The following is a 26,795-nucleotide window of genomic DNA, read 5'->3' as shown; positions in this document are numbered from 1 at the left end:
TCAAAGCTCCCTTGCGAGTTTGCGTTTTTCATTCCAGGCCGTGGCGCTGATGCTGACCAGGATAATCACGCCGCTGAACACGGCGTGCCAGTAGGAGGACACGCTGAGTAGCGTCAGGCCATTTTGTAAGAATGCCAGCAGGATAACCCCGAGCAGCGTGCCGGTGAGCGTCCCGCGCCCGCCGCTCATGCTTGTCCCGCCGAGTACCACTGCAGCCAGAACCGTTAGCTCAAAGCCCAGCAGCGAGTTTGGCGCGACAGACTGGGTGATCTGTGCCTGAACGACGGCGGCAATACCCGCCAGAATGCCCATATAGCCGTAGACATAGAAGTGCAGCTTAAGCAGGTTCATCCCCAGACGGGACGCCGCCTCGCGGTTGCCACCCATGGCATAAATCTGGCGGCCAAGGCGTGTGTAGTTCATCAGCACGGCGGTAAAGATAATCACCGCGGCCAGGCACAGCAGCGGCAGAGTCAGTCCGTACTGGTAACCGTCTTTGGCGGTGAAAGAGAACCAGTTAATGCCGTTCATAAACCAGTCCGGGAAACCGTACAGCCAGGTACCTTTGGTGAGATAAACCAACAGGCCGTAGTAAACGTTGAGGGTGGCAATGGTGATGATAATCGCCGGGACCCGCAGCCAGTAAACCAGGAAGCCGTTGATAAGCCCGAGCAGCAGTCCGACGGCAATCGAAATCACCAACGCCAGCGCAAAATTACCGCCGTGGGCGATCACCCAGCTTGCCATTACGTACTGGGCAATGGCGGTCATCGCCGGGAACGAAATATCAATTCCCCCGGAAATAAGCACGACGAACAGCCCGCAGGCCAGAATGCCGAGAATGGCGTAGCTGGTGGCAACGTCCGTCAGGTTACCGAGGGACAAAAACTCATCGGTGCTGATGCTCAGGCCAACGGCCAGCGCCACCACCAGAAGACCCAGCCAGAATTCATGTTGCCCGGCCAGGCGGGAAAGACGAGGGTTATTCATTGACCACCTCAGCAATGTCCTGCTCGCTACTGCGATGAGGATTAAACTCTGCGACCAGTTCACCCCGACGCATCACCAGCACGCGGTGGCTGTTGTAATACGCCTCAGGGATTTCATCGCAAATCATCAGTACCGCCAGCCCCTGTTCCGCCAGAGAACGGGCGATTTGGTAAATGCCTTCTTTGTTGGCGATATCCACGCCCACCGTGGGTGAGTCGAGGATCAATATTTGTGGGTTAGTCGCCACCCATTTGGCGATGGCAATCCTTTGGGCGTTGCCGCCAGAAAGGGTTTTTACCGGCAGCCCGGCATCGGAGACTTTGATGTTTAGCTCACGAATAAGATCGGCCACCAGGTTGCGGGCTTTGGCGTGATCGAGCAGGCCGCTGCGGGTATGAAGCTTGTCGAAGACCGTGACAATCGTGTTGTCGTAGATCGACTGCTCCATGATCAGGCCTTGAGTCAGGCGATCTTCAGACACATAGCCGATGCCGTGTTTGATCGCATCGTGGTTATTGCGAAACGTCACCGGCACGCCGTCGATCAGCATTTCACCGCTTTGCGGCTGCGTCATGCCGAACAGGCTCATGCACAATTCGGTGCGGCCCGATCCGAGCAGGCCCACGATGGAAACAATCTCTCCGCTGCGCAGTGATAGATTGATGTTGTGGTATTTGCCTTTGCGGCTGAGTCCACGCAGCTCCAGCATCGGCTGTTTTTCTACCGGCGGCTTTTCCGGTAGCGGGCTGTAGTGGAAGCGTTGCCCGGTCATCAGGAAAGCAAGCTCGTTGCTGTCCAGCTCGCTGGCCTGCCAGGTGCCGACCAGCTTCCCGTCGCGCATCACGCTAATGCGGTCGGCGACTTCCATCACTTCATCCAGGCGGTGGCTGACAAACACCACGCAAATCCCGTCCGCTTTGAGTTCATTCACCACCCGGAGCAGGCCGTTCACCTCCTGGCGGGTAAGCGACGCCGTGGGTTCGTCCATAATGACTAGCCGGGCGTCGGCGGCAATGGCGCGGCAAATAGCTACCAGCTGGCGATCGGCTATCGAGAGTTTTTCGACTTTTTTGTCCGGGTCGAGCGTGACGCCAATGCGCTGCATGGCCGCCAGCGCCTGAGCTTTCATCGCGCTGCGGTTAACCCACAGGCTCCCGCCGGGCTGGTAGCGGTGCACGGCGATATTCTCGGCCACGCTGAAATTGGGGAACAGCGACAGATCCTGGTAGATCACCTGGATGCCGTAATGGGCGGAAAGCGTGGGCGTCAGGTTGTGAAACAGTTTGCCGTCGAGGGCGATTTGCGCCCCTTTTTCCGGGTGATAGACGCCGGAAATCACTTTGATGATCGTGCTTTTACCGCAGCCGTTTTGCCCGGCCAGGCAATGAACTTCGCCTTTTCTGAGCGTCAGATTGACGTTATCCAGCGCCCGCACGCCCGGGAATTGCTTGCTGATATTCTCAAGAGTGATAAATGCGGATGTGTCGGTCATGGGTAATGCCCCTGCCGGCGCCCGACGTGGGCGCCACAAAATAATCTTGTTGGAGAATGCCGGCCGGCTGACCGGCATTCCGGTTTCCCTGGTGTTGGCGGAGTGCCTTAGAAACCGAGTGACTGAGCGTTATCTTTGGTGACTTCGAGGATCTTGTTAAAGCGGATCACTTTCTTATCCATGTCGACATCGGCTTTGCCCAGACCGTCAATGGTCAGGTCTTTGGTCACGGCTTTGCCCTGCAGCAGCTGATCGGCCACGGTAACCAGCGCGTAACCTGCGTCTTTAGGATCCCAAAGCAGCGCTTTTTTAATGTCGCCGCGCATCAGGTAAGGTGCCGCCTGGCCCGGCATGGCAATGCCGACAACCGCCAGTTTGTCCTTCGCGCGTTTCTTCTGCACCGCCTGGCCCGCACCGATTGGGCCGAGGGAACCAAAGCCAATCACGCCTTTCATCTGCGGATACGTTTTCATCAGATCAAGCGTGGTGGAATAGGATTTGTCGATGCTCTCTGCGACTGGCAGGCGCGAAGTTACCTCAAACATATCCGGGTATTTTTCTTTCTGGTATTTAATGGCGGAATCCGCCCAGGCGTTGTGCAGCGGCACGGTCAGCGACCCGACGTAAATCGCATAGCCGCCTTTGCCGCCCATGTCTTTCGCCAGCTCGTCCATGTTGGCCTGAGCATATTTTTCGCTGTCGATGGTTTCGATATCCCACTGGCCGATCTGCTGATCAGGGGATTCATGCGTCAGCACCACGATGCCCTGATCGCGCGCTTTTTTCAGCACCGGCTCCAGTACTTTGGCATCGTTAGGCACCACGATAATGGCGTTCACTTTCTTGGCGATCAGATCCTCAATCACCTTCACCTGCTGAGCCGGATCGGGCGTTGAAGCCCCGGTCTGGTAAGCATTCACGTTGAGTTTTTTTGCGGCTTCGTTGACGCCGGTTTCCATACGGTTAAACCATGGGATCCCGGTGACTTTCGCCACCACTGCGATTTCATACTTATCCGCCGCAACGGCCGTACCGGACAACATGCATGCAGAAATCAGGGTTGCACTGAGTAATGCGAGTTTGAATTTCATAGGTGTACCTTTTTTATTAGGGACTGAGGCATGTCACGGAGAGGAGACTAGCAACGAAGGGAAGAGGGAATGAATCGCAGTTTTTCTAAATGTGATGCACGCCCATAATTGTTTATTTTTAGATCTTATTTGGTTAAAAAACGGTTAAATATATGATGTTTTTTCAGACTGGACGGACAGGGTAGTGTTAATTGATGGTCAAAAATGAAACATATAAATAACAATTTATAAACAATTTGCCGTTCAAAGGATGTTTGGGGCACCAAAGAGGCCGTCAGCCAGCAAAAAAATGTTACGAAATTGTGAGCTGAAGCGTATCAAGCAAAATGGGCGGGAAACGAATGAAAAAGGCCGCATACGCGGCCTTTGAATGAGGAAGGAATTTAGCGCTTGTCGACGGATATCGCGCCAGGGCCGGTGACCGCCAGCAGCAGGAACCCGCCAGCTATGCTGATGTTTTTATAGAAGTTAATCATGTTAGGCATCACGGCGTCCCCGGTCATACTCCAGTAATGGTGGCCGATAAGTGCCGTGCCGAGGGTATAAAACACAAACAAAATGGCCAGCGGACGGGTAAAGAACCCGATGATGACCAGGATCGCAGCAACAACTTCCATAAACACCGCAATCGCGGCGGCAAGCGTAGGCAGTGGGGTGCCAAGATGTTCCATATACGCCACGGTGCCGCTGAATCCGCTGATCTTCGGCAAGCCGAAAATAATGAACAGCAGAATCAACGCAATACGGGCAATAAGCAGGATCAGGGCACGAGATTGACCAAAATCGAAATAGCGTAGTGTGTTCATAGCGGGCTCGCCTGTAGTGGACTCAATTTAAAGTTAATACACAACATCCGAGCCTGCCATTGCCGCTGCGCCTCTACCACGTTGTTTGTGTTAATGAATGTTTTTTATTGATGACGCCCGACGCCATATCGTTATTCCATCAGTGCAGTCTCGGCATATAAATAGCCTATCCCCATCACCTGCTGGGCGCGGGTGAGCTGGCCGAAGTTTATTTGCGTGGCGTGACTCTGCAGGCCATCGCCGTGGTCGAACGGATTAAAGCCAATCCGCTGTTTAATCGCGTTTAGCCAGTTTTCGCCAAACTCGCAGCTGCGGCCATAGAACCAGATCTGGTTAATATTGAGAATATTAAGGAAGTTATACAGGCTAAGCCCAATCGCATTGGCCGAATCTTCTACCCAGCGGGCAACTCTCTCATCCCCGGCATGTAATGCCTGAACCAGTTGCCGGGAAGTGAGCTTTTCCGGATCGTTCTGCTGCGCCTCCGGGTGCGTTTTGAGCCAGATACGGGCGTGTTTTTTCAGCGCGCTGAGCGAAGCCACGGTTTCCAGGCAGCCATAGCGCCCGCAGTCGCAGGCCATGCCGTCCGGGTTGACGATGGTGTGGCCAATTTGCCCGCTGCCGTACAGACTGCCTCGATAGATTTGCCCGTTGATCACAAACGAAGAGCCGATGCCGTAATCCACGTTAAGCACGCAGAAATCTTCCCGATTGCCGTTGTTTTGCCACTTCTCCGCCAGGGCCAGCATCACGCAGTCGTTATCCAGCCGGACTTCGACGTTCAGCTTCTCTTCCAGCAGGTATTTAATTTCCACCGCTTCCCGCCATGGCGCCTGCGGCATGGTTTGCGACACGCCGGTTACGGGATCGACCTGCCCATGTATACCCAATGCGAGGTTGATGGTTTTTTTCGGCCAGCTTTTTCGCTGCTGCTGCCAGACAGCTTCAATGGCCGACAGCAACGCCTGCGGAGAAGGGGCCACAATAGCACGGCGTTCAAAGTCGGCTATCGGCGAAAGCTGGGCGTTGCACAGCTGGCTCTCAATGCTGGTGGGGGTGACGTTCATACAGAGGATGTAATCCCCTTCAGGCGGGATCTGGTAGCTGCCGCTGTTCAGCCCCCGGCTGCTGAGATTTTCGCTGGAATGGCTGAGTTTACCCTCATCGACCAGCTCCTCAAGGATGTTGCTGACGGCGGGAATGGACAGCCCGGTGTAGCGGGCAAACTGCGATTTACTCAGTTGCTTGTGCCGCCATACCAGCGTCATCAGCGTTTGTCGGTTGAGCTGGCGTACCCGCTGATTATTGAGACCTGACTCCTGCATTTTTACTAAACCTCATTAACTGTATTGCGTGAGCTTTCAGCGATTAAATCATAATCAGCTGCTTCAAACTGTCGGCAATCCCCCATTCACTGTTATTTGTTTACTGGAGAGTTGCTATGTACGGAGCCGTTAAAGTCTGGCAGGAAACGATCTCACTCCCGACCTGGACCACCGGAGCAGAAGATCCAAACCCGATGTTCCTGGAAAACCGTGTCTATCAGGGATCTTCCGGCGCGGTTTACCCCTATGGCGTGATCGACACCCTGACCGGTAAACGTGAGATGCGCGAGTACCAGGCGGTTTGGCTGGAAAACGATTTTATTCGCGTAATGCTGCTGCCGGAGCTGGGCGGGCGTATTCACCGCGCCTGGGACAAAGTAATGGAGCGCGACTTCGTGTACTACAACGAAGTGGTCAAACCCGCGCTGGTGGGCCTGATCGGGCCGTGGATCTCCGGCGGGATCGAATTTAACTGGCCGCAGCACCACCGCCCGACCACTTTTCTGCCAGTGGACGTGACTTTCCAGCAGCACGAAAGCGGGGCGCAAACCGTCTGGCTGGGTGAAGTGGAACCGATGCGCGGTCTGCAGGTGATGACCGGCTTTACTCTTTACCCTGAAAAAGCGCTGATTGAAATTACCGGCAAAGTCTTTAACGGCAACGCCACGCCGCGCCACTTCCTGTGGTGGGCAAACCCGGCAGTGAAAGGCGGCGACGACCATCAGAGCGTATTCCCGCCGGACGTGACCGCGGTGTTTGACCACGGCAAACGCGACGTTTCCGCCTTCCCGATTGCCCACGGCACCTACTACAAGGTGGATTATTCCGCGGGCGTGGATATCTCGCGCTACAAAAACATCCCGGTGCCAACCTCTTACATGGCTGATAAGTCGAATTACGATTTTGTTGGCGCCTACCACCACGGTGAACAGGGCGGGCTGCTGCACATTGCCGATCACCATGTATCACCGGGCAAAAAGCAGTGGACCTGGGGCAACTGCGACTTTGGCCTGGCCTGGGATCGCAACCTGACCGACACCAACGGCCCGTACATCGAGCTGATGACCGGTGTGTTCACCGACAACCAGCCGGACTTTACCTGGCTGGCGCCGTTTGAAGAAAAAGTGTTTGTGCAAAACTTCCTGCCTTACAGCAAGCTGGGGACGCTGCAAAACGCCAGCACCGACGCGGCCATCAAGCTTGAGCGTCAGCAGGGCAGGCTGGAACTCGGCCTCTACGCCATTTCCCCGCTTGAAGCAGTGACGTTGCGCCTTGAAAGCGACGGCGTAGTCCTGTGGCAAGCGCCACTCAGCCTGAAGCCGGCGGAAGCCTGGCAGCATCAGTTGACTGACGACTGGCCGCAGCGGCTCACGCTGAGTTTGCTCAATGCGCAAGGCGAAGTGGTGCTCAGCTACCTGGAACACATCGCGGAAGAGTTGCCTCTGCCACAGGCGGCGCAGGCCCCGGCTAAGCCCGAAGAGATCGATAACTGCGACGAACTTTATTTCATTGGCCAGCATCTGGAGCAGTATCTGCACGCCAGCCGTTCAGCCTTCGACTACTACCGGCGTGCGCTGGACATTGATCCGCTGGACTCCCGCTGTAACGTCGCCCTGGGCACGCTCGAATTCAACCGGGGTAACTGGCAAAAAGCCAAAGAGCATGCCGACGCGGCGCTGCAGCGCGCCCATCGCCTGAACAAAAACCCGCAAAACGGCGATGCCAGCCAGCTTCTTGGCTCAGCAAAAGAACGCCTGGGGGACTACGACGGCGCTTTCGATGCTTACTACAAGGCCAGCTGGAGCGGCAACTGCCGGGACGCGGCATTTTATGCCCTGGCCCGCCTGGCAATGCGCAAAGGCGAAACCGCTCGTGCTTTAACGCTGGTGTCCCAAAGCCTGCAGTTCAACGCCTCTAATAACCTTGCGATGGCGCTAAAAGCGCTGGCGCTGTCTCAGCAAGGGGAAAAAGCTGAGGCGCTGGCGTGGATTGAACAACAGCTTGCCGCCTGGCCGCTGAGTTATGCCCTGCACTATGCCCGCTGGGCGATCACCCAGAACGCAGATGACAAGCAAAAGCTGCGGCAGGTGACAGGCCAGCGCGGCACTAACGCCAGCGTTTTAGCCGGCTGGCTGATGAGCTTTGGGGCAGAGCATGCCGCGCGTGAACTGCTCTCCGTCCTGAATGCGCAGGAAACGATGCCGCTGCTGTGGCAGGCCTCGCTGGAATCTGACCCTCAGCGGCAACAGAGCTATCTTGTACTGGCTCGGGAGCAGTTTACCGCCCGCGTTCGCTTCCCTAACACCCTGGATGAAGTGCAAATGCTGATGCGCCTCCCACAGGATGGTTTTGCACAGTATCTGCTGGGCTGCTTCTGGTACAGCAAACGTCGTTATGCAGAAGCGCTGACCTGCTGGGCATTCTGCGCTAAACAGATGCCGGAGTTTGCCTCCGTGCAGCGCGTGCTGGCGATTCATGCCTGGAACAAAGAGCAGGACGTTCAGCGAGCTGAAACGCTGTTGCTGCGCGCGGTGGATCTCGAACCCGATAATGCGCGCTTCCTGTTTGAACTCGACTTCCTGCTGAAGCAAAACGGCCGCTCACCGGAGGAACGTCTTGCCCGCCTGGAGACGAAGCGTGACGTCGCGCTAAAACGTGACGATCTCACCGCCGAGCTGCTGAGCCTTTGGAACCAGCACGGTAAGCATGACGCTGCCGCGAAAGTGCTGGCCGAGCGCAAGTTCCACCCGTGGGAGGGGGGCGAGGGCAAAGTGACGGGGCAGTACATTATCAGCCAACAGCGCCGCGCCCTGGCCTGCATAGCTACCGGCCAATACGGCCAGGCGGAGGAGTTGTTACAACAGGCGCTGCGCTATCCGGAAAATCTCGGCGAAGGCCGCCTGGTCGGGCAAACCGACAACGATATCTGGTTCCTGCTTGGCCGCTGTGCGCAGCTTCAGCAGCGTAGCGAACTGGCTAAATCCTACTTCCAGCAGGCGTTGAAAGGCGGGAGTTCCCTGGCGGCCGGGCGCTACTACAACGACCAACCCGTAGACTACCTCTTCTATCAGGCTATGGCCCTCAAGCAGTTGGGAGAGCTTGAGGCGGCCCACCAGCACTTCAAAGCCTTTGTTGACTGGGCACAGGCGCACCGTGACGACGGGGTTGAGGCCGATTTCTTCGCCGTTTCCCTGCCGGACCTGATTGCGCTCAATGGCGACCCGCGGAAACAACATCAGCAGCATTGCCTGTTCGTGGAAGCGCTTGGGTGGTTTGGCCTGGGGGATATCGCCTCCTTCAACCAGCGGTTGGAGGAGTTATTAACCCTTAATCCGGCTCATGACAAAGCCCATCTGCTGCGTCAGGCCCTTAGCACCGGCGTACTTTAACAATAACTGGCGGGCGACGATGAGCGCCCGCTCCCTTACCCTACAAATACAAGATGAGGATCGACCATGGAACGTGTGCAATCGCAACTACGCATGGGTTACGTCTGGACCATCTGTCTGGTGGCCGCCTGTGGCGGGCTGTTGTTTGGTTATGACTGGGTGGTTATCGGCGGGGCAAAACCGTTCTACGAAGCCTATTTTTCTATTACCGACCCGGCCGTTTCCGGGTGGGCAATGAGCTCTGCCCTGGTGGGATGTATTATTGGGGCGATACTCTCCGGCTGGTGTGCCGACAAGTTTGGCCGCAAAATTCCCCTTATTCTTGCCGCAATCATGTTTACCGCGTCTGCCTGGGGCACCGCAGTGGCAAGTAACTTCGATATGTTTGTTGTGTGGCGCATTGTCGGCGGGGTGGGAATTGGCCTCGCTTCGGCGCTTAGCCCGATGTATATCGCAGAAATCAGCCCGGCGGCACAGCGCGGGCGTTTTGTGGCGGTCAACCAGCTTACCATTGTGGTTGGGGTGCTGGCGGCGCAGCTGATTAACCTGATGATTGCCGAGCCGGTCGCCAGTCAGGCAACGATGCAGGAAATCAGCGCCAGCTGGAACGGGCAGGTTGGCTGGCGCTGGATGTTTGGCTTTGAAGCCTTCCCGGCGGTGGTTTTTTTGATCCTGATGTTCTTTGTGCCTGAGTCACCTCGCTGGCTGGTGCGCGCCGGGAAAAACGAACGCGCTCACCAAATGCTGAGCCGCATCGGCAGTAAAAGCTATGCCGATGCAACGCTGAAAGATATTCAGGAAACGTTAAGCAAAGACAATCAAAAAGTGTCGTGGTCTGCCCTTTGGGCGCCGAAGGTTCGCCCGATCATTGTGATTGGTATGGTGCTGGCGGTGTTCCAGCAGTGGTGCGGGATTAACGTTATCTTCAACTATGCGCAGGAGATTTTTGCCTCCGCCGGGTTCGACATTAACAGCACGTTGAAATCAATCGTGGCGACCGGCCTGATTAACCTGGTGTTTACCCTTGCCGCACTGCCGCTGGTGGACAAAATTGGCCGCCGCAAATTGATGCTGTTTGGGGCCGCCGGGCTGACGATTATCTATGCGCTGATTGGTGCCGCCTATGGTCTGGGTATTCTGGGTCTGCCGGTGTTGATTCTGGTGCTGGCTGCAATCGCCACCTATGCGCTGACGCTGGCCCCGGTAACCTGGGTGCTGCTGGCGGAAATCTTCCCGAACCGCGTTCGCGGCCTGGCGATGTCGCTGGGGACATTAGCGCTGTGGGTCGCCTGCTTCCTGCTGACTTACACTTTCCCGCTGCTCAATGCAGGCCTGGGCGCATCCGGCAGCTTCCTGTTGTACGGTGTTATCTGCGCCGCTGGCTTTATCTACGTGCGCCGCTTCGTGCCGGAAACCAAAGGCGTGAGCCTTGAAGCGCTGGAGCAGCAACTGGCTGAAGGCCGCGTGAATGCTTCTCCCGCCCAGGCTGCAAAGGCGCTACGCTAATGGACGCCCTGCACCTGCAAAATGCTTTTCTTAGGTTGACTGTTGCCCCGCAAGGGGCCTCAGTTATCAGCTTTGAATCTCTCAGGCACGGAAAACCGATTTTTCATCCGGCAAACCCGGCGCTGTTTCCGATGCTGCCGCTGGCTAATCGGGTGGCCGGGAACGCTTTCCATCTGCACGGCAAGCGGATCCAGCTGCCAGACAGCCCCGTCGATGAGCACTTTTTTCTGCACGGGGATGGCTGGCAAAAGCTTTGGCACGTTAAGCAGCACGAAGCTGAGTCTGTCACCTTGAGTCTGCGCAGCCAGCATCCCTGTGGTTTTCACTATCTGGCAAATCTGACTTATCGCCTGGCGGGCAACAGGCTGTTAATCCGGCTGGAACTCACGCACATTGGCGAGAAACCGATGATTTACGGGCTGGGTTTACATCCCTATTTTGCTCTGGAGGCGGATAGCCGGGTGCAGTTTTCCGCCAGCGGCTACTGGCCCGAAGGCGAGCAGCACTTGCCTTTGGCCTGGGAAGGGACGTTCAGCCCGCAAACGGATTTTTCACGCACTAAAACGCCGGAGAACGAGTGGCTAAACGTAGGGTATTCCGGCTGGAGCGGCAGGGCGGTTATTACGCATTCGGATATGAACGTTTGTTTGCGCAGCCCGGCGGCGTGTCTGATGGCGTTTCGCATCGAGAACCAGCCGTTTATCTGCCTTGAGCCGCAAACGCATCCGGTCAACGCGCATAACATGGCGGGAATGCCGGGGTTGGTTATGCTGGAAACGGGCCAGACTACGCATCTGGAGATGGAAATTGAGGTGAGCTAACGTGCAATAGCCATTATTTTGATGTGTGTTATTACGCTGTTAATGTTTGCTTGCATGCCAGCCGGCTATCCCCGACACTATCGCCTCCAAAACGGGAGGGATCATGGTTTTGCATTCCACGCGCTGGCTGGCGCTCAGTTACTTTACCTACTTCTTTAGCTATGGCGTGTTTTTGCCGTTCTGGAGCGTCTGGCTCAAAGGCGTCGGGCTTCCCCCCGAAACAATAGGATTGCTGTTAGGCTCAGGGTTAATCGCCCGCTTCCTCGGCAGTTTATTATTAGCCCCACGAGTGACCGATCCTTCCCGCCTTGTTTTTGCCTTACGTCTGTTAGCCCTTGCCACCTTAATTTTTGCCGCCGGTTTCTGGCTGGGCCATGCTGCGCTCTGGCTACTGCTGACGATGGTGGGCTTTAACCTGTTCTTCTCGCCGCTGGTGCCGCTGACCGATGCGCTGGCGGGTACCTGGCAGCGGCAAATGCCGCTGGATTATGGCCGGGTGCGGCTCTGGGGATCGCTGGCGTTTGTTATCGGCTCAGCTATTACCGGCAAGCTGGTGAGCGAGTTCAGCTATCAGGCTATTCTGGTACTGCTGACCGTTGGCGCGGCGTCGATGCTGATTGGCATGATGCTGCGGCCTTCTATTATGCCGCAGGGCGAAACCCGGCATCAGGCTTCGGCGGGCTGGCCCGCCTGGAAAGGGCTGATTATCAGCGCCTGGCGTTTCCTGGCCTGTGTGTCTCTGCTGCAGGGCGCACACGCGGCTTATTACGGCTTTAGTGCGATTTACTGGCAGGGAGCAGGTTATTCCGCATCCGTTGTGGGCTATTTATGGTCGCTGGGCGTGGTGGCGGAAATCGTTATCTTTGCCCTCAGCAACAAATTGTTCCGCCGCTGGAGTGCCAGGGATTTGCTGCTGCTGTCCACCGTGACCGGCATTATTCGCTGGAGCCTGATGGCAAGCACTACCGAACTTCCGTGGCTGATTGTGGCGCAGATCCTGCACTGCGGCAGCTTCACGGTTTGCCACCTGGCGGCGATGCGCTATATCTCTGCCCGCAAAGGCGGCGAGGTGATCCGCCTGCAGGCCGTTTACTCCGCTGTGGCGATGGGCGGCGGTATCGCCGTGATGACGATTTTCTCCGGCTTCCTCTATCAGCATTTACAGGGCGGAATGTTCTGGGTCATGGCATTGGTCGCGGCCCCGGCGCTGTTCCTGCGGCCAAAAGTTGCCGCAGTCAGCCCGGTTGCGGAAAGCTAAGCTTCGAGTAGCGCTTTGATACGCTGCTGCTGGTGCTCTCCCAGCGGCAGCGTGGCGTGAATGAGCGGGGGTGAAAACAGCGGCAGCGAGGTCGCGTAGGGCGTAATGACCAGCACCACTTCACGCGGCGCGCCCTGGCTTTGGAACTGCTGCACCGCGAGGTGCTTAATGTTGAGCGGCAGCAGGGTCAGCTCGCGCAGCTGTTGCTCAATGTTCTGTTCCAGCTCCCGATCGTCGGCGGTCAGCAGTAACACCTGTTTTTCCTGAATGTCACTTTCCTGCATCAGCCAGGCACCAAAAATCACCGCAACCAGGCCCCTTTCCGCGTCTGAAAACTGAATCCCGTAATGCTGTTCAAAATCCGCAAGCACTTCTCGTGAGGTTCGCATCAGCCTCGGATAGAGACGAGTGATCTCTTCGGGCAGGCTGTGGTCGATGCCGATATTAAAGTGGCAGCGGTTCAGCGCCTGGGCGAGGTGGATATAAAGCTGATCGCTGAGCCCTTGTTCATCACTAAAGGAAAGCCCGGCCTGGCGGCGGAAGCGCTCAATCATTCGCGCGATTTCGTTGTGTAAGCGGGCATCCTGCTCGTGTTCGTCATTAATCGGATCGGGGATCCTGAGCAGTTGAAAGAGCAGGGCCAGGAAATGTTGTTCATCGACATCTGCGGGTTGCATGACGCGGCGCTTCCAGTGGCGGGCAATTTCCTGGGCGACAACAAACTCAGGCCGCATCTGGCTCCATTCGCGCTGCTGCGGCGTAAGCACTGGCGCATTGCCGGAGTGATGCTGGTGCAGGCAATACTGCAGAAAGAGCGTCAGGAACTGACTGTCCCGGCTGTCGTACTGTCTTTTTAAACGGCGGCCACACAGATTAACCAGCGCACGTAAGTTGGTTTCATCATACAGCGCTTTGATAAGCCCCAGCTGGCTTAGCTGCGATTTTAGCGCCGGGCTAAAGTGGTGTTGCACAAACTGCGGGCAAAGGCGCAGCGAGCGTCGCAGCCAGTGCAGCAGGCACAGGCGGCGATCAAGGACTGTGCCTTCAATCCGGTAGCTGCCGTCCTGCTGCTGAGTCAGGGAGAGACGGTGATAACTCTGGATCTCATGGCCCGTGTCGGCTATATCTTGCAGGGTTTGCCTCTGGTCCACGCCGTTGAAGGTGGCAATCACCTCCGGCGTGACGATTTGCTCCGGGAGATAAAGCATCAGAAGCAGGTGACAGCGGCGCTGCGAACTGGATAGCACAGAGGGTGGCGGCGTCAGTAAAGTCATCATCTGGCTGTCCCAATGTGGTGTCAGAAGTTAAGAATAGCTAAAGGTTTCGGCCAATATATTGCCCTTTTTAGTTTTTCATCACGGAATTACGGCTGGCTCACAGAATTTAAATCTTGAGGGAAGCATGAGCGACAAAAGAATCAGCCTGAAAGGAGTAGCCATACTGCTGGCAGGGCTTTCAGCGGCGAGCGTGCAGGCGCACCCCCACAGTTTTATCTCCATTGTCACCACGCCGGTGGTGGATCAGGGACAACTGACGGGGCTGAAAATGCAGTGGACGATGGACGATATTACTTCAGCAGATCTGTTGTATGACGCCGGCGATGCAAAGCCAGGGTCTACCGTATGGAAGAAGCTGGCGGCGGAGGTGATGGCTAACGTGCTGGGCCAGCATTACTTTACCGAGTTCTGGCATAACAAAGAGAAGGTGAAGTTTGGCAATTTGCCGCCGGAATATGGCCTGAGCCGCAGCAATCATCAGGCGGTGCTGACGTTTGTTCTGCCGCTGGCGCATCCGCAGCCGCTCAAGGGGCAGACTTACCGTTTCTCGACCTTCGATCCGACCTATTTTGTCGACATGAGTTATGACCACGATGGGGACGTGCATCTGCCGCAGGAGCTGGCCTCAAGCTGTAAAGTTTCGGTGCATACGCCAAAACCCAGCGAAGAGACGCTGCTGTTCGCGCAGTCGCTGGATAAAGCTGACGCTCCGCCGGAGGACATGGATTTAGGGAAGCAGTTTGCTCAGGAGGTGACGCTGGCATGTCAATAATCACTGCTTCTTCTCCCGTCCGCCGTTGGGGCCATCTGTGGCCGCTGGCGCTGTTTATCCTGCTTGCCGCCGCCGGGCTTTATGCTTTGTGGCTTTACTGGCCGCAAATCTTGCTTAGCTCCGCCGTGTGGCAGCGTTCAATCAATCAGGAACTCAGCGGGCTGCTGCGTCAGGTGGCGGATAACCCCGCTCGCGCAGGTTTATCGCTGCTCTCTTTCAGTTTTGTTTATGGCGTGCTCCATGCGTTGGGGCCGGGGCACGGCAAAATCGTCATCAGCACCTGGCTTGCGACCCATCCCTCAAAAATTAAAAGCAGTCTCGGTTTGACCTTTGCCGCCTCTTTATTGCAGGGGCTGGTCGCTATTGCGCTGGTCGTCGTGGTGCTGGGCGTCCTGGCTTTGCCCTCGCGCCAGCTTCATCTCAGCAGTTATTGGATGGAGAAGGGCAGCTACCTGCTTGTCGGGTGCCTGGGCCTTTTGTTGAGCTGGCGGGCGCTGGGGCGTTTACGGGTTCAACTGCGGCGCAAACCTAAATTCACCTCGTTTACGCCGCATCATGTACATGATGCTCACTGCGGCTGCGGGCATCAGCACGTCCCGGACGAAAAACAACTGGCAGCGGGAAGCGACTGGCGAGCCAGGCTGATGATTGTTCTGTCTATGGGCATGCGCCCTTGTTCTGGCGCGATTATGGTACTGCTGTTCAGCAAGGTGATTGGCGTCTTTAGCTGGGGCGTGCTGTCTGCGCTGGCGATGGCGGCGGGCACCTCAATCACCATTTCCGGCCTGGCGCTGCTGGTACATAGCTTTAGAACGCTGGCGGTTCGCTTAAGCGGGAATCGGGCCCCGGCACTGTGGCGGCAGGTTGGCTGGTCAACGCTTGCGCTGGCGGGGGGAATTATTCTGGTCGTGGCCGCGCTGATTATGTGGCTAAGCGCGCAGCCGATGGCGAGAGGTATTCGGCCTTTCTGAACGGACAGCTAAATACGGACATAAAAAAATCCCCTCGCCGTAAAGCTGAGGGGATTTTTGTTTTTGCCTCTTCTTTATTAAAGAAGGTCAGGCAAAAAAGCTTAGCGCTTCAGCGCTTCGCTCAATTCATCACGCATGGTTGCCAGCATGGCTTTCACAACGCGTGGGTTACCGGCGACGATGTTCCCGGTCGTCAGGTAGTTATGGCCGCCGGTGAAATCACACACGATGCTGCCGGATTCACGCGCCAGCAGTTCACCTGCGGCGAAATCCCATGGCTTCAGGCCAATCTCGAAGAAACCGTCCACGCGGCCAGCGGCAACGTAGGCCAGGTCCAGCGCAGCGGAACCGGTGCGACGGAAGTCTGCACACTGGGTGAACAGTTTGCCAACGATGTTGATATAAGGGGTCGCGTGCTGCTTCACTTTGAACGGGAAGCCGGTCGCCAGAACGGTACCGTCCAGGTCGCGAGCGTTGCTGCCGCGCAGGCGGTAGCCGTTAAGCTGGGCGCCCTGGCCGCGAACGGCGCTGAACAGTTCGTTACGCATTGGATCGTAAACTACCGCGACTTCGGTGCGGCCTTTGATACGAACAGCGATAGAAACGGAGAAATGCGGCAGACGTTTGATGAAGTTGGTGGTGCCATCCAGCGGATCGATAACCCATTGCACATCCTGATCTTCCCCAGCCAGTTCACCGGACTCTTCGGTGATGATGGTGTGTTTTGGGTAAGATTTACGAATCACTTCGATAATCAGACGTTCGGCGTCTTTATCGACGTTGGTCACGAAGTCATTGCTGCCTTTCTGGCTAGCTTCTACCGCGTCTGGAGTTTCGTAATTCTTGGCAATTAAATTACCCGCCTTGCGTGCAGCACGCACGGCGATGTTGAGCATCGGATGCATCGGTCTCTCTCGCTGGATGTTAAAGAACGGAAAACGCGGCGAAGTATAGCAGAGCGTTCGGAATATGTCTCAGGGATATGATAAGATATTGCGATATTCTTCCCAGGCTATGAATGATAATGCTGCAAAACGTACGAATCGTGCTGGTCGAAACTTCGCATACCGGCAACATGGGCTCCGTGGCTCGTGCTATGAAAACCATGGGCTTAACTAACCTTTGGCTGGTCAATCCACTGGTCAAACCGGACTCCCAGGCCATCGCCCTGGCGGCGGGTGCCAGCGATGTTATCGGCGATGCCCACATCGTCGATACGCTTGATGAAGCGCTGGCAGGATGCAGCCTGGTGGTCGGCACCAGCGCGCGCTCCCGGACTCTGCCGTGGCCGATGCTTGACCCGCGTGAATGCGGTCTAAAAAGCATTAGCGAAGCGCAGCACGCGCCGGTGGCGATTGTGTTTGGTCGCGAACGCGTGGGCCTGACCAACGAAGAGCTGCAGAAGTGCCATTATCACGTTGCTATCCAGGCTAACCCGGAATACAGCTCCCTTAACCTCGCCATGGCGGTGCAGATCCTCGCCTATGAAGTGCGCATTGCCTGGCTCGCCACGCAAGAGCAGCCGGAGGCACCTAAAGAAGAGGAAGATGCGCCTTACCCTCTGGTCGATGACTTAGAGCGCTTCTATGTGCACCTCGAAAAAGCGCTGCAGGAAAGCGGCTTTATTCGCCCAACCCATCCGGGTCAGGTGATGAATCGCCTGCGCCGTCTGTTTACTCGCGCACGCCCGGAAAGTCAGGAATTAAACATCCTGCGCGGCATGCTGGCATCGCTGGAAAACCCGAAAAAATCGGGCCAATAATACTTGAGTAAAATGGTAGGTTAAATAGTTGACCATTTTACTCAGGAATGTCAGACTTGCCTCCTGCTATGTGACAATCACACTTTTAAAAACCCCCGGCTCGAGGGGCTATTTGAGGTTAAGTAAGACATGAGACTGACATCAAAAGGGCGCTATGCCGTAACCGCGATGCTTGACGTTGCGCTGAACTCTGAATCGGGCCCGGTTCCGTTGGCTGATATTTCTGAACGTCAGGGGATTTCACTCTCCTACCTGGAGCAGCTGTTCTCCCGCCTGCGTAAAAATGGCCTGGTGGCCAGCGTACGCGGTCCTGGCGGTGGTTATCTGTTAGGTAAAGACGCGAGCAGCATTGCCGTGGGCGAAGTGATCAGCGCCGTTGATGAGTCCGTAGACGCCACCCGTTGCCAGGGTAAAGGCGGCTGCCAGGGCGGCGATAAGTGCCTGACTCACGCGCTGTGGCGCGACCTGAGCGATCGCCTGACCGGCTTCCTGAACAACATCACCCTGGGTGAACTGGTTAACAACCAGGAAGTGCTGGACGTGTCCGACCGTCAACATAGTGAAAATCATCGTAGCACCCGTTCTCAGGACGCTATTGACGTCAAACTGCGCGCATAAGCAGAAGAACAAGAATTTTAGAATCAGGTTCGGGGAGCGGTGCTCCCTGTCTATAACGGCAACATATTTTAAGCCTGATTCTTCGCATTGAAGTGATGTACGGAGCTTAAGAGCAATGAAATTACCGATTTACCTCGACTACTCCGCAACCACGCCGGTAGATCCGCGTGTTGCTGAGAAGATGATGCAGTTTTTAACGATGGACGGCACCTTCGGTAACCCGGCCTCTCGTTCCCACCGTTTTGGCTGGCAGGCTGAAGAAGCTGTTGATATTGCCCGTAACCAAATCGCTGAACTGGTTGGCGCGGACCCGCGTGAAATCGTCTTCACCTCCGGTGCGACCGAGTCAGACAACCTGGCCATCAAAGGTGCGGCTAACTTCTACCAGAAGAAAGGCAAGCACATCATCACCGCCAAAACCGAACACAAAGCCGTGCTGGACACCTGTCGCCAGCTGGAGCGTGAAGGGTTTGAAGTGACTTATCTGGCGCCACAGAGCAACGGTATCGTTGACCTGAAGCAGCTGGAAGCCGCTATGCGTGAAGACACTATTCTGGTGTCCATCATGCACGTGAACAACGAAATCGGCGTGGTGCAGGATATCGCGGCTATCGGCGAAATGTGCCGTTCCCGTGGCATTATCTTCCACGTTGATGCTACCCAGAGCGTGGGCAAACTGCCTATCGACCTGAGCCAGCTGAAAGTTGACCTGATGTCCTTCTCTGGCCACAAAATTTACGGGCCGAAAGGTATCGGTGCGCTTTACGTGCGTCGCAAACCGCGTATCCGTATCGAAGCGCAGGTTCACGGCGGTGGTCACGAGCGCGGCATGCGTTCCGGTACGCTGCCTGTGCACCAGATCGTCGGCATGGGCGAAGCTTACCGTATCGCAAAAGAAGAGATGGAGACCGAAATGGCCCGTCTGCGCACGCTGCGTAACCGTCTATGGAACGGCGTGAAAGATATGGAAGAAGTTTACCTGAACGGTGACCTGGAGCACGGCGCGCCAAACATCCTCAACGTCAGCTTTAACTATGTTGAAGGCGAGTCGCTGATCATGGCGCTGAAAGACCTCGCGGTCTCTTCAGGCTCAGCCTGTACTTCCGCTAGCCTCGAGCCATCCTACGTGCTGCGCGCGCTGGGCATGAGCGATGAACTGGCACACAGCTCTATCCGTTTCTCTCTGGGTCGTTTTACCACTGAAGAAGAGATCGATTACACCATCGAGCTGGTACGTAAATCCATTGGCCGTCTGCGCGACCTTTCTCCGCTGTGGGAAATGTTCAAACAGGGCGTGGATCTTAATTCCATCGAATGGGCTCATCACTGATCGTTCGTCAGGACGTCGATTTCAGATTCTGGAGAAGTAAAAATGGCTTACAGCGAAAAAGTAATTGATCACTACGAAAACCCACGCAACGTTGGCTCTTTCGACAACAGCGACGACAGCGTAGGTTCCGGCATGGTGGGTGCACCGGCCTGTGGCGACGTGATGAAGTTGCAGATCAAAGTCAACAATGACGGTATCATTGAAGACGCGCGTTTCAAAACCTACGGCTGCGGCTCGGCGATTGCCTCCAGCTCGCTGGTAACCGAGTGGGTGAAGGGCAAGTCCCTGGACGAAGCGCAGGCGATCAAAAACACCGATATCGCAGACGAACTCGAACTGCCGCCGGTGAAAATTCACTGCTCAATCCTGGCTGAAGACGCTATTAAAGCGGCTATCGCGGATTACAAAAGCAAACGTGAAACAAAATAACTCTAACTAATTCGAGCTTGCTGCCCGGCAGCGGCTCGAAGTATGACGAGTTAAATATCTGATTGAGGTTGTTGTATGTCGATTACCCTTAGCGACAGCGCCGCTGCCCGTGTAAGTGCCTTCCTGACCAACCGCGGAAAAGGGTTTGGTCTGCGTCTGGGCGTGCGCACATCAGGCTGCTCTGGGATGGCTTATGTTCTCGAATTTGTTGATGAACCGATGGCGGATGACACCGTGTTCGAAGACAAAGGCGTGAAGGTGGTTGTCGATGGTAAAAGCCTGCAATTCTTAAACGGGACCGAGCTCGACTTCGTCAAAGAAGGCCTTAACGAAGGGTTTAAGTTCACTAACCCGAACGTGAAGGATGAGTGTGGCTGCGGCGAAAGCTTCCACGTCTGATCCCGCGCAATTCCCCACTGGCTCTGGTCCGTGGGGATTTTGCTTTACCACACAGCACTTACCTGACCTGAACCCGAGTCTGTTATGGATTATTTTACCCTGTTTGGGCTGACGCCAGGCTACACCCTGAACACCGAGCAACTGGCCAGCCGTTACCAGGAGCTGCAGCGCCAGTTCCATCCGGACAAATACGCCAGTCGCCCTCAGGCAGAACAGCTTCTGGCCGTGAGCCAGTCCGCCACCATCAACCAGGCCTGGCAGACGCTGCGTCACCCGCTTGCCCGCGCCGAATATATCCTGTCCCTGAACGGTTTCGACCTTGCTAATGAACAGCACACTGTGCGCGACACCGCGTTCCTGATGGAACAGCTGGAGCTGCGCGAAGAGCTGGACGATATCGAGCAGGCGAAAGACAGCGACAAGCTTGAAAGCTTTGCCTCGCGCGTAAAAACGATGGTGAAAAACCGCAGCGCGCAGATGGTACAGCAGCTGGATGACCAGCAGTGGGAACAGGCGGCGGACACCGTGCGCAAGCTGCGTTTCCTCGACAAATTACAGAGCCAAATTGAACAACTAGAAGAAAAGCTGCTCGACTTTTAACGCCTGAACTCAGGCCCGATTTTTGGAAGCGATACATGGCCTTATTACAAATTAGTGAGCCTGGCATGATGGCTGCACCGCACCAGCGCAGGCTGGCCGCGGGCATCGACCTTGGTACCACCAACTCACTGGTGGCTACCGTTCGCAGCGGCCAGGCCGAAACCCTTGCCGACCATGAAGGCCGTCACCTGCTGCCTTCAGTGGTGCATTATCGGCAGCAAGAGCATATCGTTGGTTTTGATGCTCGTGCGCTTGCCGCGCAGGATCCCGCGAATACCATTAGCTCAGTAAAACGCATGATGGGCCGCTCTCTGGCGGACATCCAGACCCGTTATCCTCATCTCCCGTATCGCCTGCAGGCCAGTGAAAACGGCCTGCCGATGATTGACACGCCTGCCGGTTTGCTTAACCCGGTGCGTATCTCCGCCGACATCCTGAAAACGCTCTCCGCGCGAGCCAGCGAAACCCTGGAAGGGGAACTGGATGGCGTGGTGATCACGGTGCCAGCCTATTTTGACGATGCGCAGCGTCAGGGCACCAAAGACGCAGCTCGCCTCGCCGGGCTGCACGTTCTTCGTTTGCTGAACGAACCTACTGCCGCAGCGATTGCCTACGGCCTGGATTCCGGCAAAGAAGGCGTAATTGCCGTGTACGATTTGGGCGGTGGGACGTTTGATATCTCCATCTTGCGCCTGAGCCGCGGTGTGTTTGAAGTGCTGGCCACCGGCGGTGATTCCGCGCTGGGCGGCGATGATTTCGACCATCTGCTGGCCGACTGGCTGCGAGAGCAGGCCGGGATTGCCGACCGTAGCGACGACCGCGTGCAGCGCCAGCTTCTGGACGCCGCCATCGCCGCCAAAATCGCGCTCAGCGATGCTGCCACCGCCAGTGTAGAAGTGGCAGGCTGGCAGGGCGAAGTCACCCGTGAGCAATTCAACGAGCTTATCTCTTCTCTGGTTAAACGGACGCTGCTGTCCTGCCGTCGCGCGTTAAAAGACGCGGGCGTGGAAGCAGAAGACGTGCTGGAAGTGGTGATGGTCGGCGGCTCAACCCGCGTACCGCTGGTGCGCGAGCGCGTAGGCGAATTCTTTGGCCGCACGCCGTTGACCTCTATCGATCCGGATAAAGTTGTTGCCATCGGCGCGGCCATTCAGGCTGACATTCTGGTGGGCAATAAGCCGGACAGCGAAATGCTGCTGCTGGACGTCATCCCACTGTCCCTTGGTCTGGAAACAATGGGCGGCCTGGTCGAGAAGGTTATCCCGCGTAACACCACTATTCCGGTGGCCCGCGCGCAGGAATTCACCACCTTCAAAGACGGCCAGACAGCGATGGCTATCCACGTGCTGCAGGGCGAGCGTGAACTCGTTCAGGACTGCCGTTCTCTGGCGCGCTTTACGCTGCGCGGGATCCCGGCAATGTCCGCGGGCGGAGCACACATTCGCGTCACCTTCCAGGTAGACGCCGATGGCCTGCTGAGCGTGACGGCGATGGAAAAATCCACCGGGGTTGAATCTTCAATCCAGGTGAAACCGTCTTATGGCCTGAGCGATGGCGAAATTGCCAGTATGATTCAGGACTCCATGAGTTACGCCGAGCATGACGTGCAGGCACGCATGCTGGCCGAGCAAAAAGTCGAAGCTGCCCGTGTGCTGGAGAGTTTGACCAGCGCGTTGACGGCGGATGCCGCGCTGCTAAGCGCCGCAGAGCGTGCCGACATTGATGCCGCGATGGCCGCGTTAAGCGCTGCCGCCGCAGGCGAAGATGCCGACGCTATTCAAAATGAAATCAAAAACGTAGACAAGCAAACCCAGGAATTCGCTGCACGTCGTATGGATCAGTCGATCCGTAAAGCGCTGACCGGCCATTCCGTGGACGAGGTTTAATATGCCAAAGATTGTTTTTCTGCCTCATCAGGACCTGTGTCCGGATGGCGCAGTTCTGGAAGCGAAGCAAGGTGAAACTATTCTCGACGTTGCGCTGCGCAACGGTATTGAGATTGAACACGCCTGTGAGAAGTCCTGCGCCTGCACCACTTGCCACTGCGTAGTGCGTGAAGGTTTTGATTCCCTCGCGGAAAGCACCGAAGACGAAGACGATATGCTGGATAAAGCATGGGGTCTGGAGCCGGAAAGCCGCCTGAGCTGCCAGGCTCGCGTCAGCGACGAAGACCTGGTGGTTGAGATGCCGCGTTACACTATCAACCACGCACGCGAACACTAACGGGAGCCGCCATGGGACTGAAGTGGACCGACAGCCGTGAAATCGGCGAAGCGCTGTACGACAGCCGCCCGGATCTCGATCCTAAGACGGTGCGTTTCACCGATATGCACCAGTGGATCTGCGAGCTGGAAGAGTTTGATGACGATCCGAACGCTTCTAACGAGAAAGTACTGGAAGCGATTTTACTTGTCTGGTTAGATGAAGCTGAATGATACACGGGCTGCCTTGGGCGGCCCGTTTTTGCATTTTGCCTGTGCTGAATAATGAAGGATTGGAAAATGACTGAAGCCATGAAAATCACCCTTTCCACGCAGCCAGCGGACGCACGCTGGGGCGAAAAGGCGACGTATAGCATCAATAATGACGGCATTACCCTACACCTGACCGGCAAAGACGACCTCGGTCTGATCCAGCGCGCGGCGCGCAAAATTGACGGCCAGGGGCTGAAGCACGTCCAACTGGCCGGTGAAGGCTGGGACGTTGAGAAAAGCTGGGCGTTCTGGCAGGGCTATCGTGCCCCAAAAGGCACCCGCAAAATCGACTGGGCGGTGCTGAGCGAAACCGAGCAGAAAGAGCTGGATAACCGCCTGAAAGTTATCGATTGGGTTCGCCATACTATCAACACCCCGGCTGAAGAACTTGGCCCGGAGCAGCTGGCTTCCCGCGCTGTCGACCTGCTGTGCGATGTCGCCTGCGACCACGTTTCTTACCGCATCACCAAGGGCGAAGACCTGCGTGAGCAGAATTATGCCGGTATCCACACCGTTGGCCGTGGCTCAGACCGCGCCCCTGTGCTGCTGGCGCTGGACTACAACCCAACTGGCAATCCGGATGCTCCGGTTTACGCAAGCCTGGTCGGGAAAGGCATTACCTTTGACTCCGGCGGCTACAGCATCAAACAGACCGCGTTTATGGATTCCATGAAGTCCGACATGGGCGGGGCCGCGACTATCACTGGCGCACTGGCTCTGGCCATTACCCGTGGCCTGAACAAGCGCGTTAAGCTGTTCCTGTGCTGCGCGGATAACATGATCAGCGGCAACGCCATGAAGCTGGGTGACATTATCACCTACCGTAACGGCAAAACTGTTGAAGTGATGAACACCGATGCCGAAGGTCGCCTGGTGCTGGCCGATGGCCTGATTGACGCCGCCGCACAGAAACCAGAGCTGATCATTGACTGCGCGACCCTGACCGGGGCAGCAAAAACGGCCCTGGGTAATGACTACCATGCGCTGTTCAGCTTTGATGACAAGCTGGCTGCCCGCCTGCTGGCAAGTGCGGCGGAAGAAAACGAGCCGTTCTGGCGCCTGCCGCTGGCTGAATTCCACCGCAGCCAGCTGCCATCTAACTTCGCCGAGCTGAACAATACCGCGAACGCTTCTTACCCTGCGGGTGCGAGCACGGCGGCAGGTTTCCTGTCTCACTTTGTGGAAAACTACCACGAAGGCTGGCTGCACGTTGACTGTTCTGCGACCTACCGCAAAGGTGCCGTTGAGCAGTGGTCTGCTGGTGCGACTGGTCTCGGCGTGCGTGCGATCGCCAATCTGCTGTTAGCGAAGTAATATTTGCCCCTCACCCCGGCCCTCTCCCCATGGGGGAGAGGGAGAAAAAGTTCGGGGGAAGATAACACCGGACAGTCTCTCTCCCTTTCAGGAAGATGGACTCAGAACGCTCCTCCTCTCCCTGGAAGGGGGATGCAATCAGAACGGTCCCCTCTCCCTGGAAGGGAGATGCGCTCAAAACGGTCCCCTCTCCCTGGAAGGGAGATGCACTCAGAACGGTCCCCTCTCCCTTCCAGGGAGAGGGTTAGGGTGAGGGTAAAACCTCTTAAGCTTTATCCCGGAATCACAATGTCAGAAACAAAAAACGAACTAGAAACCCTGCTTGAGCAGGCGGCAACCGAGCCGGCTCACCGCCCGGCATTTTTCCGCACCCTACTGGAGTCCACCGTTTGGGTGCCGGGCAATGCGGCAGAAGGTGAAGCGATTGACGCCGATAGCGCGGTTGAACTGCAGCACTGGGAAAAAGAAGACGGCACTTCGGTGATCCCTTTCTTCACCTCCCTGGAAGCTCTGCAGGAAGCGGTCAGCCACGAGCAGGCGTTTGTGGTGATGCCCGTGCGTACCTTATTTGAAATGACGCTCGGTGAAGCGTTGTTCCTCAACGCCAAACTGCCGACAGGCAAAGAATTTACGCCAAACGAAATCAGCCATCTGGTCAGTGCGGAAAGCGATCCGCTGAGCCAGCAGGAAGTACTGGAGGGCGGGACTTCACTACTGCTTTCCGAAGTCGCCGAACCGCCGGCGCAAATGGTTGACTCCCTGACCACGTTGTTTAAAAACCTGAAAACGGTCAAGCGTGCGTTCATCTGCTCCATCAAAGAACAGGCTGATGAAGAGCCAAACCTGCTGATTGGTATTGAGGCGGACGGTGACATTGAGGCGATCATTCGCCAGGCTGGAAGCGTGGCTACCGATACATTACCGGGCGATGAGCCGGTTGATATCTGCCAGGTTGTTGAAGGCGAGAAGGGCATCAGCCACTTTATGATTGCCCACATCACGCCGTTCTACGAACGCCGCTGGGGCAGCTTCCTGCGCGACTTCAAGCAAAACCGCATTATTTAACGGCCGGCTATACGTATTCTAAGGGAGGCGCTATGCCTCCCTTTTTTATTTATTGCGCAGGCTCAACGGGCAGATCTGGGCGAGCACCCCACTCACTCCACGAACCATCGTAAAGCGACACGCCGTTCACGCCCAGCGTGGTCAGCGCCAGAACCACAACGGCGGCGGTAACGCCTGAGCCACAGCTGGCAATAATGGGCCGCTCGAAGCTCACGCCCTGGCGTTCGAAGATCTCACTCAGTTTGTCCGTGGTCTTCAGTTGGCCATTTTCAACCAGATCCACCCACGGCACGTTAAGCGCCCCTGGAATATGACCACGCTTCAGGCCCGGGCGCGGCTCATCGGCCAGCGCGTTGAAACGCGGAGCAGGGCGGGCGTCCACAATCTGCGCAGTGCCTTCGTGACTGACCAGCAGCACGTCCGTCAGGCGCTTAATTACCAGCGGGTCAAAGTTAACCTCGAACTCACCTTCCGGCAGCTCCGCATCCCCTTGCTCCAGCGGCAACGCCTCACGCTGCCACTCTGCCAGCCCACCGGCCAGAATGGACACTCTCTCGACGCCGAAGGTGCGCAGCATCCACCAGGCGCGAGGCGCGGAGAACAGGTTGCCTTCGTCGTAAACCACCAGATGCTTGTCACTGCTGACGCCAAGCTCGCGCATAGCAACGGCAAACGCCTCAGCTCGCGGCATCATATGAGGCAGGGGGCTGGTGTGATCGGAGAGCGCTTCGATGTCGAAATAGGCCGCGCCAGGTAGGTGCCCGCTACGGTATTCGCCCGGCAGGTCACGATGCTCTTGCCCTGGTGGCGCCATACGGGCATCTAAAATCTGGATATCGTCATCGTTAATATGTTCTGCGAGCCAGTCGCTCGCGACGAAGAAAGAGGTGGACACAATGAGCCTCCGGTTCATCAAAGAAAAATGGATTGTCGGTGTTTTTCTATTACCCGGCAAGCGGCCTTGCCCGACACCGCGAGATACTTCGTAAAACTTAATGAATACTGCCGCAAATTTACTGCCGCCTGCGAGGCATCGCGCAAGGCAGAGTATTCCGACTTTCGCTTTTCTGGCTAATCCGCATAATACTTGCTCTACGTAATGTTTA

25 protein-coding genes are annotated in these 26,795 nt (G+C 56.5%); 17 read left to right on the top strand and 8 right to left on the bottom strand.

Annotation, left to right across the window (positions count from 1 at the left end; translation table 11 throughout):
- The 5 genes from LH23_RS22890 to LH23_RS22870 form a co-directional block, all read right to left on the bottom strand.
- Positions 1-990 carry an ABC transporter permease gene (locus LH23_RS22890; RefSeq protein ID WP_039296197.1) on the bottom strand — a complete coding sequence of 330 codons (990 nt, stop codon included), beginning with the start codon at positions 988-990 and terminating at the stop codon, positions 1-3.
- Positions 983-2,482, bottom strand: a complete 1,500-nt coding sequence (locus tag LH23_RS22885) for a sugar ABC transporter ATP-binding protein (protein WP_039296194.1) — start codon at positions 2,480-2,482, stop codon at positions 983-985. Before LH23_RS22885 ends, LH23_RS22890 begins: the two co-directional genes overlap by 8 nt.
- Before the next feature lie 107 nt (positions 2,483-2,589).
- Entirely contained in the window at positions 2,590-3,573 is a 984-nt protein-coding gene (locus LH23_RS22880) for an autoinducer 2 ABC transporter substrate-binding protein (RefSeq protein WP_008459446.1), read from the bottom strand.
- A gap of 383 nt (positions 3,574-3,956) precedes the next feature.
- Complete coding sequence (locus LH23_RS22875; protein ID WP_039296191.1) at positions 3,957-4,379, bottom strand: DoxX family protein; 423 nt, start codon at positions 4,377-4,379, stop codon at positions 3,957-3,959.
- Between the two features lie 131 nt (positions 4,380-4,510).
- The gene (locus tag LH23_RS22870; RefSeq protein WP_039296189.1) at positions 4,511-5,704 is read right to left on the bottom strand and encodes an ROK family transcriptional regulator; all 1,194 of its coding nucleotides are present in this window, start codon (positions 5,702-5,704) and stop codon (positions 4,511-4,513) included.
- A gap of 116 nt (positions 5,705-5,820) precedes the next feature.
- Here LH23_RS22870 and LH23_RS22865 point away from each other — a divergent pair, with 116 nt between their 5' ends.
- From LH23_RS22865 to LH23_RS22850, 4 genes are all read left to right on the top strand, one after another.
- Entirely contained in the window at positions 5,821-9,093 is a 3,273-nt protein-coding gene (locus LH23_RS22865; RefSeq protein WP_039296186.1) for a DUF5107 domain-containing protein, read from the top strand.
- A 66-nt stretch (positions 9,094-9,159) separates the two neighbouring features.
- Positions 9,160-10,599, top strand: coding sequence for a sugar porter family MFS transporter (locus tag LH23_RS22860; protein ID WP_039296183.1), 1,440 nt, complete (start codon positions 9,160-9,162; stop codon positions 10,597-10,599).
- Positions 10,599-11,420 (top strand): aldose 1-epimerase, encoded by an 822-nt coding sequence (locus tag LH23_RS22855; RefSeq protein WP_039296180.1) that lies wholly within the window; start codon positions 10,599-10,601, stop codon positions 11,418-11,420. The genes LH23_RS22860 and LH23_RS22855 overlap by 1 nt, the downstream gene beginning before the upstream one ends.
- A gap of 103 nt (positions 11,421-11,523) precedes the next feature.
- Positions 11,524-12,678, top strand: a complete 1,155-nt coding sequence (locus LH23_RS22850) for a 3-phenylpropionate MFS transporter (protein WP_039296178.1) — start codon at positions 11,524-11,526, stop codon at positions 12,676-12,678.
- Here the strand turns inward: LH23_RS22850 and csiE are convergent.
- The gene (gene csiE / locus LH23_RS22845) at positions 12,675-13,955 is read right to left on the bottom strand and encodes a stationary phase inducible protein CsiE (RefSeq protein WP_039296175.1); all 1,281 of its coding nucleotides are present in this window, start codon (positions 13,953-13,955) and stop codon (positions 12,675-12,677) included. The two genes, LH23_RS22850 and csiE, sit on opposite strands and share 4 nt — an antisense overlap.
- 124 nt (positions 13,956-14,079) lie before the next feature.
- Here csiE and LH23_RS22840 point away from each other — a divergent pair, with 124 nt between their 5' ends.
- Both LH23_RS22840 and LH23_RS22835 read left to right on the top strand, forming a co-directional pair.
- Positions 14,080-14,727 carry a DUF1007 family protein gene (locus tag LH23_RS22840; RefSeq protein WP_039296172.1) on the top strand — a complete coding sequence of 216 codons (648 nt, stop codon included), beginning with the start codon at positions 14,080-14,082 and terminating at the stop codon, positions 14,725-14,727.
- Positions 14,718-15,698, top strand: coding sequence for a nickel/cobalt transporter (locus tag LH23_RS22835; RefSeq protein ID WP_039296169.1), 981 nt, complete (start codon positions 14,718-14,720; stop codon positions 15,696-15,698). Before LH23_RS22840 ends, LH23_RS22835 begins: the two co-directional genes overlap by 10 nt.
- Positions 15,699-15,799: 101 nt before the next feature.
- Here LH23_RS22835 and suhB read toward each other — a convergent pair whose 3' ends face one another.
- Positions 15,800-16,603: an inositol-1-monophosphatase gene (suhB, locus tag LH23_RS22830; RefSeq protein WP_039296167.1), complete on the bottom strand. Its 804-nt coding sequence runs from the start codon at positions 16,601-16,603 to the stop codon at positions 15,800-15,802.
- 119 nt (positions 16,604-16,722) lie between these two features.
- Between suhB and trmJ the strand changes: the two genes are divergently transcribed.
- From trmJ to sseB, 11 genes are all read left to right on the top strand, one after another.
- Entirely contained in the window at positions 16,723-17,460 is a 738-nt protein-coding gene (gene trmJ, locus LH23_RS22825; RefSeq protein WP_039296164.1) for a tRNA (cytosine(32)/uridine(32)-2'-O)-methyltransferase TrmJ, read from the top strand.
- Positions 17,461-17,589: 129 nt separating this feature from the next.
- Entirely contained in the window at positions 17,590-18,078 is a 489-nt protein-coding gene (gene iscR / locus LH23_RS22820) for a Fe-S cluster assembly transcriptional regulator IscR (protein WP_008459430.1), read from the top strand.
- Positions 18,079-18,193: 115 nt separating this feature from the next.
- Complete coding sequence (iscS, locus tag LH23_RS22815) at positions 18,194-19,408, top strand: cysteine desulfurase (protein WP_039296161.1); 1,215 nt, start codon at positions 18,194-18,196, stop codon at positions 19,406-19,408.
- Between the two features lie 42 nt (positions 19,409-19,450).
- Positions 19,451-19,837, top strand: coding sequence for a Fe-S cluster assembly scaffold IscU (gene iscU / locus LH23_RS22810; RefSeq protein WP_008459428.1), 387 nt, complete (start codon positions 19,451-19,453; stop codon positions 19,835-19,837).
- A gap of 75 nt (positions 19,838-19,912) precedes the next feature.
- Positions 19,913-20,236: an iron-sulfur cluster assembly protein IscA gene (gene iscA, locus LH23_RS22805; protein WP_039296157.1), complete on the top strand. Its 324-nt coding sequence runs from the start codon at positions 19,913-19,915 to the stop codon at positions 20,234-20,236.
- An 84-nt stretch (positions 20,237-20,320) separates the two neighbouring features.
- A complete protein-coding gene (gene hscB, locus LH23_RS22800; RefSeq protein WP_039296154.1) occupies positions 20,321-20,836 on the top strand; it encodes a co-chaperone HscB in 516 nt (171 codons plus the stop codon).
- Between the two features lie 35 nt (positions 20,837-20,871).
- The gene (hscA, locus tag LH23_RS22795; RefSeq protein ID WP_039296151.1) at positions 20,872-22,722 is read left to right on the top strand and encodes a Fe-S protein assembly chaperone HscA; all 1,851 of its coding nucleotides are present in this window, start codon (positions 20,872-20,874) and stop codon (positions 22,720-22,722) included.
- Between the two features lies 1 nt (position 22,723).
- Positions 22,724-23,059, top strand: a complete 336-nt coding sequence (gene fdx / locus LH23_RS22790; RefSeq protein WP_008459424.1) for an ISC system 2Fe-2S type ferredoxin — start codon at positions 22,724-22,726, stop codon at positions 23,057-23,059.
- Between the two features lie 11 nt (positions 23,060-23,070).
- Positions 23,071-23,271, top strand: a complete 201-nt coding sequence (gene iscX, locus LH23_RS22785; RefSeq protein WP_016537752.1) for a Fe-S cluster assembly protein IscX — start codon at positions 23,071-23,073, stop codon at positions 23,269-23,271.
- Between the two features lie 66 nt (positions 23,272-23,337).
- Positions 23,338-24,624, top strand: a complete 1,287-nt coding sequence (gene pepB / locus LH23_RS22780) for an aminopeptidase PepB (RefSeq protein ID WP_008459420.1) — start codon at positions 23,338-23,340, stop codon at positions 24,622-24,624.
- Between the two features lie 288 nt (positions 24,625-24,912).
- On the top strand, positions 24,913-25,689 hold the full coding sequence (gene sseB, locus LH23_RS22775; protein WP_039296146.1) for an enhanced serine sensitivity protein SseB: 777 nt from the start codon (positions 24,913-24,915) through the stop codon (positions 25,687-25,689).
- A 49-nt stretch (positions 25,690-25,738) separates the two neighbouring features.
- Here the strand turns inward: sseB and sseA are convergent, their stop codons facing one another.
- Positions 25,739-26,584, bottom strand: a complete 846-nt coding sequence (gene sseA / locus LH23_RS22770) for a 3-mercaptopyruvate sulfurtransferase (protein ID WP_039296144.1) — start codon at positions 26,582-26,584, stop codon at positions 25,739-25,741.
- Positions 26,585-26,795: the final 211 nt, after the last annotated feature.

It is taken from the genome of Cedecea neteri, from assembly GCF_000758305.1.
Lineage (GTDB): Bacteria > Pseudomonadota > Gammaproteobacteria > Enterobacterales > Enterobacteriaceae > Cedecea > Cedecea neteri_C.
This window is presented reverse-complemented; position numbering and strand designations above follow the sequence as displayed.